We start from the raw sequence: 19,174 nt of genomic DNA, 5'->3' as shown, positions 1-19,174 counted from the left end.
CGGCCGCTGCCTACCGGGCCTCCTGCTCCTGCGCCACCTGCAGCATCTGCTCCGCCTCGGCCCGCCGCGCCTGCGCCGTCTCGTCGGTGCCGTCCGCTCCGTCGTAGGCGGCGAGGACCGCACGCGCGCGTGCCGCCGCCCGCTCGGAGCGGCCGAGGTCGGTCTCCAGCCAGCCCGCGGCGAGTTCGGCGCCGGTACGGCCGTCCAGGGCACCCTCCCCGAGGGAGGCGAACACCGCGGCGGCCTCGACGACCTGGGACAGAGCCTCCTCCAGGGTGGCCCGGATCGCGTCGTCGTCGGCGTCCTCCGCGGCCGAGCGGGCCAGCAGGTCGCCGAACTGGCGGTGGGTGTGGCCGAGTTCGGCGACCAGCCGCTCCCGCGCCTCCTCGTCGTCCGTTGCGTCGGCCGCCGCCTCGCACTCGTGGACCGCGCCCGCCATCAGCTGCCGCGCCGCGTCCGCCCCGTCGTCCGCCCGCAGCGCCAGCCACGCGCGGGCACGCAGGGAGCGCACCAGTCCGTGGACGTTGCCGACCACGCGCCACAGCTCGCCCGCGCGCGCGTACGCCAGCTCCGCCTCGGCCGGCAGCCCCGCCGCTCCCAGCGACTCGGCGGCGAGGTGGGCGAGCGTGGCGTGGTCGTGCTGCTCGGGCCAGTGCCGGGCGATCTCGGCGGCCCGCAGCCGCCGGTCGGCCGCCTCCCGGTGCTCGCCGAGCTCGCTCAGGCAGTCACCCAGCCACCACTGCGCCTGTACGACCGCCCCGTCGCCGTGCGTCTCCTCGCTGAGGTCGGGCAGCGCCGACTCCAGCACCTCCGCGGCCTCGGCCCACCTGCCCTGCCGCAGCAGCAGTCCGCCCAGCTGGTGCCGCGCCCACGCGCCCAGGGTCGGGCCCTCACCGGCCTCGTCGGCCCAGTGCGCGGCCTCAAGGGCGTGCTCGGCGGCCTCCACGGCCTGTCCACGGCCGCCCAGCACCTCGGCGAGCTGGAGATGCAACTGGGCCCGTCCGACCGCCTCCAGATGCGGCCCGCCGTGCGCGAGGGCCGCCCGCAGCGCCCGCTCCGCCTCGGCGATGTCGCCCAGGTGGTGCGCCAGCCCGGCGAGCCGGGCCTCGTACTCCACCGCGAACCAGGGCAGTCCCGCGCCCACGAAGCCGGCCGAGGCCCGCCCGAACAACGCGACGGCCTCTTCGAGATCCCCGCGCCGCACCGCCAGCTCCGCGAGCATGGCCCGCGCCTCCGCGTCCCGGGAGACGATCCGCACGTCGTCACCGTCGTACCCGCCGACGAACGCGAGCAACTCGCGAACAGCGGCCTCGGCGGCACCCAGAACCGTCTCGCGGTCGCCTTCCGGGGCCTCGTCCGACTCGACCACCCGCCGCATCAGGATCCGTGCCCGTCCCATGAGGACCGACGCCGTCTGGTGTACGCCGGTGGCGTCGTCGGCGTACAGGGCGAGGATCTCGTCGTAGGGCTCGGCCACCGCCGCCAGGGCCTCGTCCACCTGGCCCGTCAGGGCGCGTACGTACGCCGCACGCGTGCGTGCCGCCAGCGCCTCACCCAGGTCGCCCGCCGCGGCGTAGAGCTCGGCCGCCCGCTCGAAGAGCTCGGCGCCCTCGGGGCCCCGCTCCATCGCCTCGTGGTCGACGATCTCCGCGCGGTCACGCGCGTCCAGCTCGACGCCCTCGGCCGCCCGGGCGACCGCCGCCCACGCCTCGACCGCGTCCGGGCGCAGGCTGTCCGACAGGCGTCGGGCCTCGGCCAACAGCGCGGACAGGTCCGGCACGTCCGCCGCCGCGGCCGCCGGGACCGGTGCCGGCGGCACGGGCACGGAGACCGGGCGCACCGCGCGCACACCGAGCGGCAGCCGGTCCGCCAGCGGACGCTGCCCCATACGCGCGCGTGCCCGCTCACTCACGTACGCCGTGCCGTTGCGCTCGTCGAAACGGGCCGCCAGCGCGAGAGCCTCCGCACGCGCGTGCGTGGCCAGCTCGGCCGCGCGCCACGCCCGGCCGGTGGGGCCGGGCACCTCGCGGTCGCCGAGGCCCAGTTCGGTCAGACGGCCCATGAGCAGCGCCACCACGGCCAGGAAGTCCAGCCGGCTGCGCGGATGGCCGGTGTCGGTGAAGTACGCCGGCCGCTCCGCGAGCAGCTCCAGGCCGCGCGCCTCGTTGCCGGTCAGCGCGCAGAACTCCACGTGGTCCGCGTACGCGCCCCGCATGCTCTCCATCGGCCGCACGAGCCGGAAGCCCCGCAGATGGTTGGCGCGCGCGTCGTCCGTACGGCCCAGCCGCAGCAGCGGCACCAGGGACGACGCGAGCACCGTGTGCGGCTCGTGCGCACAGCTGAACTCGCCCTCCAGGACCGGCCGCCACAGCAGCAGCGCCTCCGCGTCCCGCCCCCGCTCCGCCTGCCACCAGCCCTGTCCGTGCAGCTCGCACGCGTGGCAGTCCGCCATGCTGTCCCGGTCCGCCGCCAGCCAGGCGGCGTACGCCCGCTCCGCGCGCGGGACGTCACCGACGTGCGCGGCCACACTGAACTCGGCGCCGCGCACCGCCCTCTCCGAGTGCCCCGCGAGCCGGTAGCGGTGCTCCATCTCGCCGAGCCACTTCTCGATCGAGGCGAGCGGGACGTGCGGCTGGTCGAGCATGCCGGACGACATCCACTTGAAGACCCAGTGCAGCGAGTGCGTCTCGTACTCGTCGAAGTCCTCCGGCCGCTCGTCCCACATGCGCAGCAGGCGCGCGAAGGGGACGAACATCTTGTCCTTCTCGGAGCTGTAGTTGTAGACCTTCAGCTGGTGTCCGAGCGCCTCGATCACGGCGAGCGGGATGCCCAGCTTCTCGGCCTCGGCGAGCAACTGCTCCGCGCGCGCGTTGCGGGCGGGACCCTCCGGCCGTTCGGAGTTGACCGCCATCTCCCGGCGCAGGGAGTCGAAGTCCGTGATCTCAGCCATCAGCGGCCGTCCTCCCCGTGTGCGGACTCTCCGTGCGTGGACTCTCCGTGGGTGGCCCATTCCAGAAGGCCGAGGAACGCCCGGTTCAGCAGGGCGGTGTCCGTCGGCCTGAGCGGCCGCTGCGCCATCAGCAGCGCTTGCCCGTACAGGGACTCGATGGCGGTGCCGATCAGCTCCGCGTCGCCCAGCGAACCGATCCTGCGGACCAGCGGGTTGAGGTGGTTGAGCACCAGACGCGCGCGCGGGGCGCTGCCGCGCAGCGAGCCGAGGATGCCCGCCCACAGGTCGTCGGCCCGCTCCTCGGCCTCGGCGCGGGCCTGTTCGTGCCGGGCGGAGCGGTCGTCGAGGTGGAGGGCGGGGACGGAGATGGGGTGGAAGGCGCGCAGTGCAATGTCACATTGCACGGAGTCCAGCTTCGCCCGCGCCGCCGCCAGGAACTCCGACAGCGCCAGCTCCTCCACCGGGTCCACCGCGTCCAGATGAGCCGTCACGGTGTCCGCGTCCAGCTCCGCGACCACCGTCCCCGGCCGCACCGAGGGCAGCGCCTCGACGAGCTCGCTGTCGTACGTGTAACCGCCGTTGATCACCCCGATGCCCTGCGCGGACGCGATCGGCGCGACCTGCCGGTACTCCTCCACCGTCCGCGTGAAGTGGACCACCGGGTGGCGCTGCGCGAACTCCTCCAGGGACAGCCGCCCGTCGGTCGTCTCGAAGGGCAGCCACGGCAGCATCGTCCGCAGCATGTCCCTGTCGTGCCGCGCCAGGGACTTCACGCCCAGGTGGTGCACCGACAGGAAGGCCGCCAGCCGCTCCGGATCCCCGGCCGCGAGCCCGGTCAGCCAGGAACGTATCCGTTCCCCGAGCGCCTCCCGCACGGCGGCCAGCGTCTCGTCCTCGTACAGCGACTCGCGCGACGCCGTCGGCCGCAGGCTGTCCGTGTCCAGCACGCACCGCACGAAGAACGCCCAGTCCGGCAGCAGCTGTTCGGCCCGCTCCGTCAGCAGCATGCCCTTGAGGTGCACGCGATGCGTCGCCCGCTGGGCGGGGCTCACCGCCGACGGCAGGACGTACGCCACGCCCCGGATGCCGGCGAGCGGCACGTCCAGCTCGATCGAGTCCAGCGGTGTGAAGCCGAACAGTTCGTGGCAGTGCCGGGCCAGCGCCACGCGCCGGCCCGCGGGGGAGACGTACGAGCGGTCCCAGGGCGCCGGCAGGTCGGTGACCGCCTCCTCGCCGACCCGCACGTCGTACGGCAGCAGCGACCCGAAGTCCCGCGCCAGCGTCAGCACCCGCTCCGGCGCCAGCCACTCCCCGGCACCGGCCCGCGCCACCAGATGCACGGTGGTGCCCGGTTCCGGCCGCGCCTCGGGCCCCAACGTCCGCACCGTGTACGAACCGTCGTCGCTCGCCGTCCACTCCACGGGCGCCGCGTCCGGCGTACGGGCGCTGCGGCTGACCACCCGGATCCGCTCGGCCACCACGAAACAGGCCAGCAAGCCGATGCCGAACTGCCCGAGGAAGTCGGAGCGAGCCGCTTCCAGGCCCTCGGCCCGCTTGGAGCTGCGCCCGATGGTCGCCAACAGGCTGTGCACGTCCGCCTCGGTGAGCCCCACTCCAGTGTCCTCGACCCGCAGCGACCCGGCCTCCGCGTACAGCCGCACCCGGGCCGGGGCGTCTGGCTGTTCGGCGCGCCGGGCGGTGATGGCGTCCACGGCGTTCTGCAGCAGCTCGCGCAGGTAGACCCTGGGACTGGAGTACAGATGGTGCGAGAGCAGGTCCACCAGGCCGCGCAGGTCGACCTGGAAGGTGTGGGACGGCTGGGGTGACTGGGACGGCTGGGATGACTTCGAGGTCTGGGAGTCCATCGTCGCAGCGCCGGTGGGGGGACTTCGGACGGCGCGGGGTCGGGCGGTCCCGGGTGGGGCGGTGACCGCGGGGATGGCCGGAGCGCGCCATCCTAGAGCCCGAACAGCCCGGCTGACCAGGGGTTTCCCGAGACGTTTACGGCATTGTCAGTGGCGTGGTGTGCAATGGATCTCGTGCCCGCACTGGAAGAACCACTGAAAAAGGTGCTCGGCCCCGCCACCGCGAAGGTGATGGCCGAGCACCTCGGCCTGCACACCGTCGGCGATCTCCTGCACCACTACCCGCGCAGATACGAGGAGCGCGGCCAGCTCACCCACCTCGCCGACCTCCCCATGGACGAGCACGTCACGGTGGTCGCCATGGTCGCCGACGCCCGCCTGCACACCTTCGCCTCCGCCAAGGCCCCCCGGGGCAAGGGCCAGCGGCTGGAGGTCACGATCACCGACGGCAGCGGCCGCCTCCAACTGGTCTTCTTCGGCAACGGCGTGCACAAGCCCCACAAGGAACTCCTGCCGGGCACCCGCGCGATGTTCTCCGGCAAGGTCTCCGTCTTCAACCGCCGTCTCCAACTTGCCCACCCCGCCTACGAATTGCTGCGGGGCGACAGCGAGGAGACGGTCGAGAGCTGGGCCGGCGCGCTGATCCCCATCTACCCCGCCACCGCCAAGCTGGAGTCCTGGAAGATCGGCAAGGCGATCCAGACGGTCCTGCCCGGCGCCCAGGAAGCAGTGGACCCCCTCCCGACCGCCCTCCGCGAGGGCCGCGGCCTGGTCACCCTCCACGAGGCCCTGCTCAAGATCCACCGGCCGCACACCAAGGCCGACATCGAGGACGCCCGCTCCCGCCTGAAGTGGGACGAGGCCTTCGTCCTGCAGGTCGCCCTCGCCCGCCGCCGCCACGCCGACGCCCAGCTCCCGGCGGTGGCCCGCAGACCCGGACCGGACGGCCTTCTCACCGCTTTCGACGACCGCCTCCCCTTCACCCTCACCGAGGGCCAGCGGAAGGTCTCGAAGGAGATCTTCGACGACCTCGCCACCGAACACCCGATGCACCGACTGCTGCAGGGAGAGGTCGGTTCCGGCAAGGCCCAGCCCTTGGATTCGCTCGTGCTCACACCCACGGGATTCCGCCGGATGGGGGACATGCGGGTGGGAGACGAGGTCGTCGTGCCGGACGGGGAGATCGCACTGATCGACGGTGTCTTTCCGCAAGGAGAGCGCGATGTCTGGCGGCTGGTGCTCTCCGACGGAAGTTCCGTGGAGTGCGACGACGAACATCTTTGGATCGTCGGCACGAGTTGCGGACGGCATCGGGGTCAGGCACCGAAGGTCATGACGACCCGGGAGATCCGTCTCGACACGTTCAAAGCCGACGGATCCTCGAAGTGGTACATCCCGGCGGCAACTCCCGTCGAACTCGGGGACGACTCAGGGCTGCCGCTCGATCCGTACCTCTTCGGCCTCCTCCTGGGGGACGGTTCCTTCCGGCACGATCTGCACCTGTCCACGATCGACGACGAGATCCGTGACGCCGTCGCGGCAGCCGTGGCGCCCGACTGCCGCCTCGTGCCGGTGAGGGGTTCGAAGCGCGACTTCACGATTCAGTCGGCACAGCGTGCCGCAGGCTTGCGGAACCCAGTGATCCAAGTGCTGCGGGACCTGCACCTGTGGGGCGTGACGTCGCACGGCACATTCATCCCCGACCGGTTCAAGAACACGTCGATCAAGAACCGTCTCGCCCTGCTGCAAGGCCTTCTGGACACCGACGGAACCATCCATGCGGACGGCATGAGCATCTCGCTCTGCTCGGCCTCACGGCGACTGGCGGACGACGTCGCCTGGCTCGTGCGGTCGCTCGGCGGCCGGGCGCAGGTCCTGCCGAACAAGGCCGCTTTCAATGTCTCGGTGGCCCTGCCTGACGAGTACGCCCCGTTCCGGCTGACACGCAAAGCGGAACGGGTCCGCTCCCGACCGGAGCACAGCACCTTCCGGCGCGGAGTCAGGGCGGTCGAGTACGTGGGGCGCAAGCCGGTCCAGTGCATCAGCGTCGCGCACCCCGGCCACGCCTATGTCACCGACAACTTCACGGTCACCCACAACACCATGGTGGCCCTGCGTGCCATGCTCGCCACCGTCGATGCCGGGGGGCAGGCGGCCATGCTCGCGCCCACCGAGGTCCTCGCCCAGCAGCACCACCGCTCCGTCGTCGAGATGATGGGCGAGCTGGCCGAGGGCGGCATGCTCGGCGGCGCGGAGCACGCCACGAAGGTCGTGCTCCTCACCGGATCCATGGGCACGGCCGCCCGCCGGCAGGCGATGCTGGACCTGGCCACCGGCGAGGCCGGCATCGTGATCGGCACACACGCGCTGATCGAGGACAAGGTCCAGTTCCACGACCTCGGCCTGGTCGTCGTCGACGAACAGCACCGCTTCGGCGTCGAGCAGCGCGACGCCCTGCGCGGCAAGGGCAAGCAGCCCCCGCACCTGCTCGTGATGACGGCGACCCCCATCCCCCGCACGGTCGCGATGACGGTCTTCGGCGACCTGGAGACCTCGGTCCTCGACCAGCTCCCCGCGGGCCGCTCACCCATCGCCTCCCACGTCGTCCCGGCCGCCGACAAGCCCCACTTCCTGGCCCGCGCCTGGGAGCGCGTCCGCGAGGAGGTGGAGAACGGCCATCAGGCGTACGTCGTCTGCCCCCGCATCGGCGACGAGGAGGACGACCCCAAGAAGTCCGGCAAGAAGAAGTCCCCGGAGGACGAGGCGGAGAAGCGCCCGCCGCTCGCCGTCCTCGACGTGGCCGGGCAACTCGCCAAGGGCCCCCTCCAGGGCCTGCGCGTGGAAGTCCTGCACGGCCGTATGCACCCCGACGACAAGGACGCCGTGATGCGCCGCTTCGCCGCCGGCGACACCGACGTCCTGGTCGCCACGACGGTCATCGAGGTCGGCGTCAACGTCCCGAACGCCACCGCCATGGTGATCATGGACGCCGACCGCTTCGGCGTCTCCCAGCTCCACCAGCTGCGCGGCCGCGTGGGCCGCGGCTCGGCCCCCGGCCTGTGCCTCCTGGTCACCGAGATGCCGGAGGCCACCGCGGCCCGCCAGCGCCTGACCGCGGTGGCGTCGACCCTGGACGGCTTCGAACTCTCCCGCATCGACCTGGAGCAGCGCCGCGAGGGCGACGTCCTGGGCCAGGCCCAGTCGGGCGCCCGCACCAGCCTGCGAGTCCTCGCCGTCATCGAGGACGAGGAGGTCATCGCGGAGGCGCGGGAGGAGGCGGCGGCGGTCGTCGCGGCGGACCCGGAGCTGACCGGCCTCCCGGGCCTGCGGACGGCCCTGGACGCCCTCTTGGACGAGGAAAGGGAGCAGTACTTGGAGAAGGGGTGAGGGAGACTCCTGTCAGGGGCGCGGGGCACCATTGAATGCGGCTACCGCCGCGTGCGCGCGACCAGCCACACTGAACGTAAAGCCGCTCACCATCAAGGACCGAAGATGACCCGCGTGATCGCCGGTGCAGCCGGCGGACGCCGCCTGGCCGTCCCGCCAGGGACCGGCACCCGCCCCACCTCCGACCGCGCACGCGAAGGCCTCCTCTCCACCTGGCAGTCCCTCCTCGGCGGCCCCCTAGACGGCGAACGCGTCCTCGACCTGTACGCCGGCTCGGGGGCGGTCGGCCTGGAAGCCCTCTCCCGGGGCGCGAGCCACACCCTCCTCGTCGAGGCCGACGCCAGAGCGGCCCGCACGATCCGGGAGAACGTCAAGAGCCTCGGCCTCCCCGGCGCCGAGGTCAGGTCCGGCAAGGCCGAGCAGATCATCCAGTCGGCGCCGACGGCCCCGTACGACCTCGTCTTCCTGGACCCCCCGTACCGTGTGACAGATCACGATCTTCGCGAGATCCTGCTCACACTCCGCACTGAACACTGGCTCGCGCCGGAGGCGATCGTCACCGTGGAGCGCAGCACCAGAGGCGGAGAATTCAGGTGGCCCGAGGGTTTCGACGCGGTCAAGGCCCGTCGCTACGGCGAGGGAACGTTTTGGTACGGTCGCGCCGCCTCTACGTGCGAAGACGCACGATGACCGGACCGGAGAGCGAGGGAACACAAGTGCGCCGCGCCGTCTGTCCCGGGTCGTTCGACCCGATCACCAACGGACACCTCGACATCATCTCCCGCGCCTCCCGCCTCTACGACGAGGTCTATGTCGCGGTGATGATCAACAAGTCCAAGAAGGGCCTGTTCGAGATCGACGAGCGGATCGACCTGATCCGCCAGGTCACCGCCGAGTACGGCAACGTGATCGTCGAGGCCTTCCACGGCCTGCTCGTCGACTACTGCAAGGAGCGCGACATCCCGGCCATCGTCAAGGGCCTGCGCGCTGTCAGCGACTTCGACTACGAGCTGCAGATGGCCCAGATGAACAACGGCCTGTCGGGCGTGGAGACCCTCTTCGTGCCGACGAACCCCACCTACAGCTTCCTGTCCTCCTCGCTCGTCAAGGAGGTCGCCACCTGGGGAGGCGACGTCTCCCACCTCGTACCGCCGACCGTCCTCGAAGCCCTCAACGAGCGCCTCCGCCAGAACTGATGGGACTACAGTCGTCCCGTCCGTCTCCAACACATCGGTAGAGAGTGGCGAGCACACGGTGGACGTGCAGAAGAAGCTCGACGAGATCGTGGCCGCGGTCTCCGGCGCCCGGTCGATGCCCATGTCGGCCTCGTGCGTGGTCAACCGCGCCGAACTGCTCTCGATGCTGGAAGAGGTGCGCGCGGCGCTGCCCGACTCCCTCGCCCAGGCCCAGGAGCTGATCGGCGACCGTGCGCAGCTGGTCGAGCAGGCCCGCCAGGAGGCCGACCGGATCATCCAGGGCGCCCACGCCGAGCGCGGCTCGCTGATCTCCGACACCGAGATCGCCCGCCGCTCCCAGGCGGAGGCCGACCGGATCCTCGCCGAGGCCCGCCAGGAGGCCGAGGAGGTCCGTGCGGAGGCCGACGACTACGTCGACTCCAAGCTCGCCAACTTCGAGGTCGTCCTCACCAAGACCCTCGGCTCCGTCGGCCGCGGCCGCGAGAAGCTGCTGGGCACCGGCCCGGGCCTCGACGAGCAGGGCTACGAGGACGAGGACGCCCCCGAGCGCAGCCACGACCCGGAGACCCTGCGCAAGGACGCCGACGCCTACGTCGACGTCAAGCTCGGCGCCTTCGAGGCTGTGCTGGCCAAGACGCTGGAGGCGGTCGGCAAGGGCCGCGCCAAGCTGCACGGCCGTATCGCCACCGACGACCTCGGTGCCCTCGCCGACGACACCACGTCCTTCCAGCACTCCAGCGACGCCGACTACCTGGCCGACCTCGCCGCCCTCACGCAGCAGGAAGCCCAGGCCGAGCAGCAGCCCGTCCCGCAGCAGGACTACGCCGAACCGCAGCCGGCATACGGCTACCAGCAGCAGGCCGACCCGTACGCGGGCCAGTACCAGCAGCAACAGGGCTACGCCCAGCAGGACGCCTACGGCTACCAGCAGGCCGACCCCTATGCCTACCAGGGCTACGACACCCAGCAGTACGACCCGAACCAGACCCAGCAGCCGCACCAGTCGTACGCCCTCGACGAGACCAGCCTCTTCGACACGGGCATGATCACGCCGGAGCAGCTGAGGGCGTACGAGCAGGGTCGCGGCCAGTAAGGAACCACCGGATTGGGCCGTGAGCGAAAGGTCCAGTATCCTGGCTCTTCGGTCGCGCGTACGTCCGCGATCAACGCTGCCCGGGGACACCGAAGGGCGGCGTCCCTCTGAGCTCGAAGATCGAAAGCAGGAATGGCTCCCAACGCTCGCCTCGACCATCGAAACCCTCTCGTGTTCGACACACACGAGCTGGGTCGGCGTCCTGGTGCGCTGCAGCGGCTGACCCGCTCGATCGACGCTCCCAAGGACCTCGGAATCCAGGGAGTCGTCGGAGTGCCGGAAGGCGCCCCGGTGGAGCTCGAACTCCGGCTCGAGTCGGTCATGGAAGGGGTGCTTGTCACAGGCACCGCCCGTGCACAGGCCGAGGGAGAGTGCGTAAGGTGTCTGGAGCCGCTTCAGCTGGACGTCGAAGCGGAATTCCAGGAGCTGTTCACGTACCCTGACGCCGACGACCGGGGCCGTGTGATCGCGGAACCGGGCGACGACGCCGAGGACGACGAGGACAGGTTCTTCCTCGAGGACGGACTTTTCGACCTCGAACCTCTGCTGCGCGATGCGGTGGTGCTCGCACTGCCGATGCAGCCGGTGTGCCAGGAAGACTGCCCGGGACTGTGCGCCGAATGCGGAGCACGTCTCGCGGACGACCCGGACCACCACCACGACGCCGTCGACATCCGTTGGGCGGCTTTGCAGGGACTCGCCGGCACCATGCAGGACGGCGAGAAGGACGAGATGAGCGGCGCCGAACCGGGCGTCGACGAGAAGCAGGAGAAGTAGCCGTGGCTGTTCCGAAGCGGAAGATGTCGCGCAGCAACACGCGCCACCGCCGGTCGCAGTGGAAGGCTGCGGTCCCCACCCTGGTTGCGTGCGAGCGCTGCCACGAGCCCAAGCAGCAGCACATCGCGTGCCCGTCTTGCGGCACCTACAACAAGCGCCAGGTCCTCGAGGTCTGAGCGGCTGGTGAGAGGCACCGTGTCCACTGCCAAGAAGGCGGATGACGCCAAGGCGGACCCACCCGCCAAGAAGAAGGCGGACAACACAGCCTCGTCCCACACGCTTCTGGAAGGGCGGCTCGGGTACAAGCTCGAGTCCGCCCTTCTGGTGCGAGCGCTGACCCACCGTTCCTACGCGTACGAGAACGGCGGTCTGCCGACCAACGAGCGGCTGGAGTTCCTCGGGGACTCCGTGCTCGGCCTGGTCGTCACGGACACGCTGTACCGCACCCACCCCGACCTGCCCGAGGGCCAGCTGGCCAAGCTGCGGGCCGCGGTGGTCAACTCTCGTGCGCTGGCGGAGGTCGGCCGCGGCCTGGAACTGGGCTCCTTCATCCGGCTCGGCCGTGGTGAAGAGGGCACGGGCGGCCGGGACAAGGCGTCCATCCTCGCCGACACCCTGGAAGCGGTGATCGGCGCGGTCTATCTCGACCAGGGTCTCGATGCGGCGAGCGAGCTCGTCCACCGGCTCTTCGACCCGTTGATCGAGAAGTCCTCCAACCTCGGAGCCGGCCTGGACTGGAAGACCTCCCTCCAGGAGCTCACCGCGACCGAGAGCCTCGGCGTGCCCGAGTACCTCGTCACGGAGACCGGTCCCGACCACGAGAAGACCTTCACTGCTGCCGCCCGCGTCGGAGGCGTCTCGTACGGCACCGGCACCGGCCGCAGCAAGAAGGAGGCGGAGCAGCAGGCCGCCGAGTCCGCCTGGCGGTCCATCCGGGCCGCGGCGGACGAGCGCGCCAAGAAGGCGGCCGCCGAGAAGGCCGCCCAGGACGGCGAAGGCCCCACCTCCGTCTCGGCCTGACAGAAGAGTCTTGTCCGACGTACAGCGCGTCCCGAGCGCCCGTCCCCGCCGTGGGGCGGGCGCTCGGACCGTTCACCGGTAGTCACGGGGGAGCGCATGCCCGAGTTGCCCGAGGTCGAGGTCGTCCGGCGGGGTCTGGAGCGGTGGGTCGCCCACCGCGTCGTCGCCGACGCCGAGGTCCTGCACCCGCGTGCCGTGCGTCGGCACATCGCCGGGGCGGACGACTTCGCGCACCGGCTCAAGGGGCATCGCGTCGGCGTCCCCAGCCGCCGCGGCAAGTACCTGTGGCTGCCCCTGGAGGACACCCACCAGTCGGTCCTGGCCCACCTCGGCATGAGCGGCCAGCTGCTGGTCCAGCCGGAGTCGGCCGCCGACGAGAAGCACCTGCGCATCCGCGTCCGATTCGCCGACGACCTGGCCACCGAACTCCGCTTCGTCGACCAACGCACCTTCGGCGGACTGTCGTTGCACGACAACACCCCCGTGGGGCTGCCCGACGTCATCGCGCACATCGCCCGCGATCCCCTTGATCCGCTGTTCGACGAGGACGCCTTCCACCAGGCCCTGCGGCGCAAGCGCACGACGATCAAACGGGCCCTGCTGGACCAGTCGTTGATCAGCGGAGTGGGCAACATCTACGCGGACGAGGCCCTTTGGCGCTCCCGCGTCCACTACGAGCGTCCGACGGCCGGCTTCACGCGCCCGCGCACGGCCGAACTCATCGGTCACATCAGGGACGTGATGAACGCGGCCCTCGCCGTCGGCGGCACCAGCTTCGACAGCCTCTACGTCAACGTCAACGGGCAGTCGGGCTACTTCGACCGGTCCCTCGACGCGTACGGCCGTGAGGGCCTGCCGTGCAAGAGGTGCGGTACGCCGATGCGCCGACGCCCCTGGATGAACCGGTCCAGCTACTTCTGCCCGAAGTGTCAGAGGGCGCCGCGCGTCTCGTCGTAACGGGACCGGGCGGCGAGGACGTCGTCCATGCGCCCCTCCAGCAGGTGGATGAGGCCGAGCAGCCGCTCGGCGACGTCCCGGCCGAGGGGCGTCAGCTCGTAGTCCACGCGCGGCGGGTTGGTCGGCTGCGCCTCGCGGTGCACCAGGCCGTCGCGCTCCAGCGCGTGCAGCGTCTGGGACAGCATCTTCTCGCTCACGCCGTCGACCCGGCGGCGCAGCTCGTTGAAGCGCAGCGAGCCCTCGTGCAGGGCGCCCAGCGTGAGCGCGCCCCAGCGGCCCGTGACGTGCTCCAGCGTGCCGCGCGAGGGGCAGGCCTTGGCGAACACGTTGAAGGGGAGGTCACGCGCCTCCGCGCGCTCCTGCGTGATGTCCATACCTCAAGCGTACTCGAAAGCAGCGCTAACCGGCAGGTTGCACTAACTCGAAGTTAGTGCTTTCCTTTCGTCATTGCCACTGACCTGCTGAACCAGGAGTTCGCATCGTGACCACCCCTGTTGTCTCCATCGCCTACCACTCCGGCTACGGCCACACCGCCGTGCTCGCGGAGGCCGTCCGCGCCGGTGCCGCCGAAGCGGGTGCCGAGGTCCACCTGATCAACGTGGATGAGATCACCGACGAGCAGTGGGCGACGCTGGACCGCTCCGACGCGATCGTCTTCGGCTCGCCCACCTACATGGGCACCGCGTCGGGAGCCTTCCACGTCTTCGCGGAGGCGTCCTCCAAGCGCTGGTTCGGCCAGGACTGGAAGGACAAGCTGGCCGCCGGTTTCACCAACTCCGGCTCCAAGAGCGGCGACAAGCTGCACACCCTGCAGTTCTTCCAGATCCTCGCCGGGCAGCACGGCATGCACTGGGTCAACCTCGGTCTGCACCCCGGCTGGAACAACAGCGAGGGCAGCGAGCACGACCTCAACCGCCTCGGCGTCTTCGCCGGCGCGGCCGCCCAGACCAACGTCGACGAGGGTCCGGACGCCGTCCACAAGGCCGACATCCAGACCGCCGAGCACCTCGGCCGCCGCGTCACGGAGACGGCGCGGGTGTTCCTCCAGGGCCGCGCCGCCTGACCGCCGTACCGGACCAGTAGCCGAAGAAGTGACGGGCCGGGTCTCTGACCTGCGGCCGTGCCGTTGATCAACGCTGCGACCTGCGACTTAGCTGTCGGTGGTTGTCAGCGTTGGTCGTCATTGAGCACCCCCGCACGGCCCGAGCCAGGGTGCACTCGGCCGTCCATGGTCGGCACATCCCCCAGACTGGTTTTGTCGCCTGCTTCAAGGGCACACGGCCAGTGACATCTCCGCGGAGGTATTGAGATGAGTGCCGGAGAACGGGCCAAGGCGAAGGTCGAACAGGTGGTCGGAAAGACTGTGCGGAAGGCGGCCCACGCTGTGCACAAAGGAACCCTCGAAGCAAAAGGCGCCGCTCTCGAAGCACGGGGGATGACGCGCGGCGCGAAAGAACGGTCCAAAGGCTCCCTCAAGCACTGACAGATCGACGCTGTACCGCACGGAGGGCCTGACCAGGGTGGTCAGGCCCTCGGCGTGTGTCCGGTCCGATTGCCTCCAAGCGTGGTGGGAGTTCCTCGTCCTGGTCGGCTGGGCGGACGCCCATGGCGACAGCGCGGCCGGCGTGCTGGCATACGGCGGATCGCTACCTAGATGTCGCCGCGCACCGCTTCAGGAGCGAGGTGGGGCAACGCATGCTGTGACCTGCGGGTTCCCCGCCCAGAGCAGAGTCCGGCGGCACGCGCCTCGGTGTACGCCGATTCCCCGTGACTCCCCGCCCGTTCTGGCACGGATGTGGCACGATCGCTCTTCGTCCTGGAACGGCCGCTCCGTCATTCTCCGCTGACTGCCTCCGATGGGGCGAGCGGGACGCGAATCCCTTGCCGTCCGGTCACCGCGGGTCGACACCCCATATCTTGATGGGCTCGTACGCTCCCTCGCGGAAGTCGAAGACAGTCACTTCGGTGTCGGATATGTGTCGGAAGTGGCCCCCATAGCCGGGCTGCGCGATGTGTGGGGCGAGCAGGTCCAACAGGCCCCGGAGGTAAAGCATGGAGTCGTCGATCCAGCCCTTGCGTGCGAAGAGTTCCCATTCGTACCGCTCCCCGGAGCTCGTGAATTCTTGCACCTCGCGACGGAGGGACACGACGTCTCCACCTGGTATCCGGCGGTTGGCGTAGTTGTCCGGGACGAGCAGTGGGTACAGATACTCGTCCTGGTCATCGAGACCTTCGGGGAACTCGGCGTCCATGCCCAAGTGCCACCGCAGGGCGGCCATGACCCATTCGGGGGTGTCGTCGCGCAAGTAGCAAGAAAGGACGACCTCGTAGCGCTCACTCATGGACGGCATTGTGCACGGCAGGACTGACACCGCCACGACGGTCGTGCTTTCCCATGCCCCTCGATGCGAACTACGGGCGGGGAGGTCACGGAGGTCTCCCGCCCTGGTCACGGGGACGTTATCGGTTCGGGGCGGTGGCCTGCGGTCACCACGGTTGCTGTACTTCGCTGCTGTACCGCACTCGAAGCCCGGATTGGCTTTCTCGACTCTGCCGTTCTCGCAGCGCCTTTAGCTCCTCCGGGGTGAAGACTCGGGAGCAGTCAGGGCAGTAACGGTCACCGCTAGGCCGGCCACTCCGCGACTGAACAAACCCCAAGGGGTCGATTTTCCGGGAGCGGCAGGGGGCCAATTTTCGCGGAGCGTTGTCTCGGGCATGGCAGACTCACGAAACACCGAAGCTCCGTTAGGGGTAAGCGACCCCACAGGTCACTCGCCCCAACGGAGCTACGGTCTTTCTGGTCACGCACACTCTGACCTGGCCCTCACAAGATCACCTCGACCTTGCGACAGCCCTGGTCAGGACACCCCTTCGGGGCTCCTGTTTTGCTCAGAAGAGGGCGCCGATGACGATTTCCAGAAAATTGCCAACAGAACCGAGGACATTGGTCAACATTTCAAGCTCCCTGGAGAGAAGAGGACGGGTAGGTATGAGTAGAAGTACACGTTCTCCCCCGGGTGCGCATGTCAAGGCCGATTTCAGGGTGAATCCGGTCCGCCCGCAAGCGTTTCGGTCGAAACGCTTGGCGCTGATGTTCGAGTCTCGCCCCGTCGTCCCACGAAAGGCGGGTCGACTTCCTTGGCGGGGTGGTGCACGTCGTGCGGCAGGTCAAGCTGCTCCAACGTCACCGGCCGATCTTCGCTCCGCCGAAGGGAGGCAAAGAGCGTGACGTGCCGTTGCCCGAGTCTGTGGCCTTCGCGCTCGCCGCTCACCCGAAGCGTCACCCGGCTGCGCAGATCACCTTGCCGTGGAAGACCCTCGACGGCCCACCGGTCACGGCATCGCTCCTCTTTACCGGCTCCGCCGGCCTGGCGCTGGACCGGAACCGCTTCAACGATCGCGTCTGGCGTCCTGCGCTTCGGGCCGTGGGTGTCGAGACAGGCCGCGACAACGGGATGCACGCGCTGAGGCACTTCTACGCCTCGGTGCTCCTGGACGCGGGGGAGAGCATCAAGGCGCTGAGCGAGTACCTGGGTCACCATGACCCCGGCTTCACGCTGCGCACGTACACGCACCTGATGCCGTCGAGTGAGACCCGGACCCGGGCCGCCGTGGACCGCGTCTTCGAGGACGACGAACCTGCGGATGACGGCCCGGAGACGGCCCAGGAAGGTTCTTAGGTGTCTGACCTGCGGTTATCTCAGTAGCCGAAGTCCTGCGTCCACCAAGGACCGCCGGTCCCGAAGTGGACGCCGACCCCCAGGGTCTTGAAGTCGCAGTTCAGGATGTTCGCCTTGTGGCCCGGGCTGTTCATCCAGGCGTCCATCACCGCGGCGGCGTCCGCCTGGCCGCGGGCTATGTTCTCCCCGCCCAGATTGGCTATCCCGGCCTTCGCCGCCCGGTCCCACGGCGTGGCGCCGCTGGGGTCGGTGTGGTCGAAGAAGTCCTGCGCGGCCATGGCGTCGCTGAAGTTCTCGGCGAGGTCCGTGAGCGCGCTGTTGGCGGCCACCGGGCTGCAGCCGACCTTGGCCCGCTCCACGTTGACCAGGCGCAACACCTCCGCCTCGGCGGCGGCCTGGGTGGACACCGTCGCCACCGCGGAGGCCGCCGGCGCGGAGGTCTTCTCCTTCTTCGGGGGCGTGGTCGCCTTCGGCTTCTTGCTCGGGGTGGCCTTCGGCTTCTTCGTCGGGGCCTGGGTGGGCGCGGCCGTGGAGGCGGACACGCTCGGCGCGGGCGAGGCCGCTCGGCCGGCGCCGCGGCTCGTGGAGGAGCCCTCGTCACGGTTGTCGGCGCTGCCCGAGGCGCCGCCCTGCTCGCTGGCCGAGTTGGTCGGCGAGCTCGCGGCCTGCGCCTTGTCGCCGCCCGCGCCGCCGCCGAGCTTGTAGTTGTCGAGCCCGGGCATCGCGCCCGTGGCCACGGCGACTGTGCCGATGGCGACGGCAGCCGAGACGCCGAGCAGCCCGGTCTTCACCGGTGTCGCGGCGCGCTTCTTGCGCCGACGCGATCCGCCTCGGCGGGCGTCCTTGCCGGAGGCGGGCCCGTGCTCGGGGAAGACCGTGCGGTAGTCGTCCTCCGTGGCGAACAAGTACGCGGCGCTGCGCGCGGAGGTCTCGGCGTACTCGTCGGTGTTCAGGTACGGGGCGGTGCCCATGGCGGGCGTGGAGCCTGCCGCGAAGGACTCCCGCGCGTCGTGAGCAAAGGACTCCCGCACCTCGTGAGTGAAGGACTCCCGCGTGTCGTGAGCGAACGACTCCGGCGGGTCGTAGCTGTACGAGTACTGCTGAGGGTCGTAGCCGCCCGCGTACGAGCCGTCCGTTCCTGTGACTGTCGTGGCGCGGCCCGTGGCGGCGCGGCCGGCGGCGGAGCGTCGGTGGCGTCCCATGTCCTGGCCTTCCTCGTCCTGGCGGTCGACACGTCCCCCCGGTCAACCATGATCACAAAACTCACACCTTCGAGTGAGTTTCGTGTGAGATTGCTTGGCAGGGGACGGTACCGCATGGCGCCAGGGGAGGAAGTGCCCGGAGAGACATTGGCCCGTTAGGTTGCACCCATGAGCGAGGATGTACGGCTGGTCGCCTGGGTGCGCGGACGGGTCCAGGGTGTGGGTTTCCGCTGGTTCACGCGGGCCAAGGCACTGGAGCTCGGCGGCCTGAGTGGTTTTGCTCTCAATTTGGGGGACGGACGGGTCCAGGTGGTCGCGGAGGGGGCGCGGGAGCGGTGTGAAGGACTGCTGGAGTGGCTCCAGGGAGACGACACGCCCGGCCGGGTGGACGGCGTCACCGAGATCTGGGACACACCCCGCGGCGGGTACGAGGGCTTCGCCATCCGCTGAGCCGTTTCCGGGAGACCGGCCAGGCTGAAGCGGAGGGAGAGGGCTCCGGCGCCCGCCCCGAGCGGAAATTGCCTGGTGGTTGCCAAGAACGGGCTTGCTCTGGCAGGCTCCGCACGCAAGGATGATCGTCACGCCCCAAGAGGCCCGCGGGAGTCGCAACGCCGCCAGTTCCAGGCCGCGTGCCCCCCGGATGCCCGCCAATACGGGCGTGATCGTGTTGACCGTCAAACTTTTTGGTGAGACGCTGAAAGCACCCCGCGCACCTTAGCTGTTTGGCATGGATGAACGGCAGCACGAACTCAACAGTGTCAAGCACCGCGGGTGCGAATCCCTCACGACCCACACCGCTTCGGTCGGTCACTCAGTGTGGAGGACCATCCATCATGGCAAAGGCGCTTCTCGGTTACGTCGGCGGCTCCGACCCTCGACTCCTCGCCGAGATGCGACGGCTCCAGCAGCGCGTCCAGGACCTGGAATCCGAGCTCGGACGGATCCAGGCCGAGAACGACGCCCTGACGGCTGCCGCTTCTCACGACAGGATCATGGAGAGCATCGACGCACACCAGGCGGAGCCTGCGCTCACCTGATCACTGCATC

16 protein-coding genes and 1 pseudogene are annotated in these 19,174 nt (G+C 70.0%); 12 read left to right on the top strand and 5 right to left on the bottom strand.

The features are described from left to right. Nucleotides 1–10 precede the first annotated feature (10 nt). Both ACQF4J_RS15175 and ACQF4J_RS15170 read right to left on the bottom strand, forming a co-directional pair. Entirely contained in the window at nt 11–2,950 is a 2,940-nt protein-coding gene (locus tag ACQF4J_RS15175; protein WP_427165814.1) for a tetratricopeptide repeat protein, read from the bottom strand. Continuing rightward, nucleotides 2,950–4,815: an HSP90 family protein gene (locus tag ACQF4J_RS15170; RefSeq protein WP_427165813.1), complete on the bottom strand. Its 1,866-nt coding sequence runs from the start codon at nt 4,813–4,815 to the stop codon at nt 2,950–2,952. The genes ACQF4J_RS15175 and ACQF4J_RS15170 overlap by 1 nt, the downstream gene beginning before the upstream one ends. Nucleotides 4,816–4,980: 165 nt before the next feature. Here ACQF4J_RS15170 and ACQF4J_RS15165 point away from each other — a divergent pair, with 165 nt between their 5' ends. The 8 genes from ACQF4J_RS15165 (at nt 4,981) to mutM (ending at nt 13,245) form a co-directional block, all read left to right on the top strand. Further along, nucleotides 4,981–8,202 carry a helicase-related protein gene (locus ACQF4J_RS15165; RefSeq protein ID WP_427165812.1) on the top strand — a complete coding sequence of 1,074 codons (3,222 nt, stop codon included), beginning with the start codon at nt 4,981–4,983 and terminating at the stop codon, nt 8,200–8,202. Between the two features lie 51 nt (nt 8,203–8,253). Further along, nucleotides 8,254–8,892, top strand: coding sequence for a 16S rRNA (guanine(966)-N(2))-methyltransferase RsmD (gene rsmD, locus ACQF4J_RS15160; protein WP_351806266.1), 639 nt, complete (start codon nt 8,254–8,256; stop codon nt 8,890–8,892). A gap of 26 nt (nt 8,893–8,918) precedes the next feature. Beyond that, nucleotides 8,919–9,398, top strand: a complete 480-nt coding sequence (gene coaD / locus ACQF4J_RS15155) for a pantetheine-phosphate adenylyltransferase (protein ID WP_272177448.1) — start codon at nt 8,919–8,921, stop codon at nt 9,396–9,398. Nucleotides 9,399–9,456: 58 nt separating this feature from the next. Continuing rightward, a complete protein-coding gene (locus ACQF4J_RS15150) occupies nt 9,457–10,491 on the top strand; it encodes an ATP synthase F0 subunit B (protein ID WP_351568379.1) in 1,035 nt (344 codons plus the stop codon). Between the two features lie 132 nt (nt 10,492–10,623). Then, on the top strand, nt 10,624–11,268 hold the full coding sequence (locus tag ACQF4J_RS15145) for a YceD family protein (RefSeq protein ID WP_351568376.1): 645 nt from the start codon (nt 10,624–10,626) through the stop codon (nt 11,266–11,268). Nucleotides 11,269–11,270: 2 nt separating this feature from the next. Further along, nucleotides 11,271–11,444 carry a 50S ribosomal protein L32 gene (gene rpmF / locus ACQF4J_RS15140; RefSeq protein ID WP_003951102.1) on the top strand — a complete coding sequence of 58 codons (174 nt, stop codon included), beginning with the start codon at nt 11,271–11,273 and terminating at the stop codon, nt 11,442–11,444. A gap of 7 nt (nt 11,445–11,451) precedes the next feature. Beyond that, a complete protein-coding gene (gene rnc, locus ACQF4J_RS15135; protein WP_351568373.1) occupies nt 11,452–12,288 on the top strand; it encodes a ribonuclease III in 837 nt (278 codons plus the stop codon). A 96-nt stretch (nt 12,289–12,384) separates the two neighbouring features. After that, nucleotides 12,385–13,245, top strand: a complete 861-nt coding sequence (gene mutM / locus ACQF4J_RS15130) for a bifunctional DNA-formamidopyrimidine glycosylase/DNA-(apurinic or apyrimidinic site) lyase (protein ID WP_351806262.1) — start codon at nt 12,385–12,387, stop codon at nt 13,243–13,245. On the opposite strand, the gene ACQF4J_RS15125 is transcribed toward mutM, so the two are convergent. Beyond that, a complete protein-coding gene (locus tag ACQF4J_RS15125) occupies nt 13,218–13,619 on the bottom strand; it encodes a winged helix-turn-helix transcriptional regulator (protein ID WP_351568367.1) in 402 nt (133 codons plus the stop codon). The genes mutM and ACQF4J_RS15125 overlap by 28 nt on opposite strands. Nucleotides 13,620–13,726: 107 nt before the next feature. Here ACQF4J_RS15125 and ACQF4J_RS15120 point away from each other — a divergent pair, with 107 nt between their 5' ends. Continuing rightward, nucleotides 13,727–14,308, top strand: a complete 582-nt coding sequence (locus ACQF4J_RS15120; RefSeq protein WP_351568364.1) for a flavodoxin family protein — start codon at nt 13,727–13,729, stop codon at nt 14,306–14,308. A gap of 829 nt (nt 14,309–15,137) precedes the next feature. Here the strand turns inward: ACQF4J_RS15120 and ACQF4J_RS15115 are convergent. Then, complete coding sequence (locus tag ACQF4J_RS15115; protein WP_427165811.1) at nt 15,138–15,587, bottom strand: hypothetical protein; 450 nt, start codon at nt 15,585–15,587, stop codon at nt 15,138–15,140. A gap of 786 nt (nt 15,588–16,373) precedes the next feature. On the opposite strand from ACQF4J_RS15115, the pseudogene ACQF4J_RS15110 reads away from it, so the two are divergent. Beyond that, nucleotides 16,374–16,925: pseudogene (locus ACQF4J_RS15110) on the top strand (tyrosine-type recombinase/integrase); the annotation flags it as partial. A 20-nt stretch (nt 16,926–16,945) separates the two neighbouring features. On the opposite strand, the gene ACQF4J_RS15105 reads toward ACQF4J_RS15110, so the two are convergent. Then, nucleotides 16,946–18,127 carry a CAP domain-containing protein gene (locus tag ACQF4J_RS15105; protein WP_427165810.1) on the bottom strand — a complete coding sequence of 394 codons (1,182 nt, stop codon included), beginning with the start codon at nt 18,125–18,127 and terminating at the stop codon, nt 16,946–16,948. A gap of 168 nt (nt 18,128–18,295) precedes the next feature. On the opposite strand from ACQF4J_RS15105, the gene ACQF4J_RS15100 reads away from it, so the two are divergent. Together ACQF4J_RS15100 and ACQF4J_RS15095 are read left to right on the top strand one after the other, a co-directional pair. After that, nucleotides 18,296–18,577 carry an acylphosphatase gene (locus ACQF4J_RS15100; RefSeq protein ID WP_351568355.1) on the top strand — a complete coding sequence of 94 codons (282 nt, stop codon included), beginning with the start codon at nt 18,296–18,298 and terminating at the stop codon, nt 18,575–18,577. Between the two features lie 383 nt (nt 18,578–18,960). Continuing rightward, a complete protein-coding gene (locus ACQF4J_RS15095) occupies nt 18,961–19,164 on the top strand; it encodes a hypothetical protein (protein ID WP_030048901.1) in 204 nt (67 codons plus the stop codon). The last annotated feature ends 10 nt before the right edge of the window (nt 19,165–19,174 follow it).

Origin of the sequence: Streptomyces sp. C1-1 (assembly GCF_050214755.1) — a bacterium.
In the GTDB taxonomy this organism is placed as follows: Bacteria; Actinomycetota; Actinomycetes; order Streptomycetales; family Streptomycetaceae; genus Streptomyces.
The sequence above is the reverse complement of the archived record's forward strand: the minus strand, read 5'-3'. Positions and strand labels throughout refer to the sequence as shown.

What these genes read in the sequence shown, in the direction of transcription:
- ACQF4J_RS15105 (WP_427165810.1), bottom strand. Translation starts at nt 18,127, where the DNA reads ATGGGACGCCACCGACGCTCCGCCGCCGGCCGCGCCGCCACGGGCCGC.
- ACQF4J_RS15175 (WP_427165814.1), bottom strand. Translation starts at nt 2,950, where the DNA reads ATGGCTGAGATCACGGACTTCGACTCCCTGCGCCGGGAGATGGCGGTC.
- ACQF4J_RS15125 (WP_351568367.1), bottom strand. Translation starts at nt 13,619, where the DNA reads ATGGACATCACGCAGGAGCGCGCGGAGGCGCGTGACCTCCCCTTCAAC.
- ACQF4J_RS15165 (WP_427165812.1), top strand. Translation starts at nt 4,981, where the DNA reads ATGGATCTCGTGCCCGCACTGGAAGAACCACTGAAAAAGGTGCTCGGC.
- ACQF4J_RS15100 (WP_351568355.1), top strand. Translation starts at nt 18,296, where the DNA reads ATGAGCGAGGATGTACGGCTGGTCGCCTGGGTGCGCGGACGGGTCCAG.
- ACQF4J_RS15145 (WP_351568376.1), top strand. Translation starts at nt 10,624, where the DNA reads ATGGCTCCCAACGCTCGCCTCGACCATCGAAACCCTCTCGTGTTCGAC.
- mutM (WP_351806262.1), top strand. Translation starts at nt 12,385, where the DNA reads ATGCCCGAGTTGCCCGAGGTCGAGGTCGTCCGGCGGGGTCTGGAGCGG.
- ACQF4J_RS15170 (WP_427165813.1), bottom strand. Translation starts at nt 4,815, where the DNA reads ATGGACTCCCAGACCTCGAAGTCATCCCAGCCGTCCCAGTCACCCCAG.
- ACQF4J_RS15095 (WP_030048901.1), top strand. Translation starts at nt 18,961, where the DNA reads ATGGCAAAGGCGCTTCTCGGTTACGTCGGCGGCTCCGACCCTCGACTC.
- ACQF4J_RS15115 (WP_427165811.1), bottom strand. Translation starts at nt 15,587, where the DNA reads ATGAGTGAGCGCTACGAGGTCGTCCTTTCTTGCTACTTGCGCGACGAC.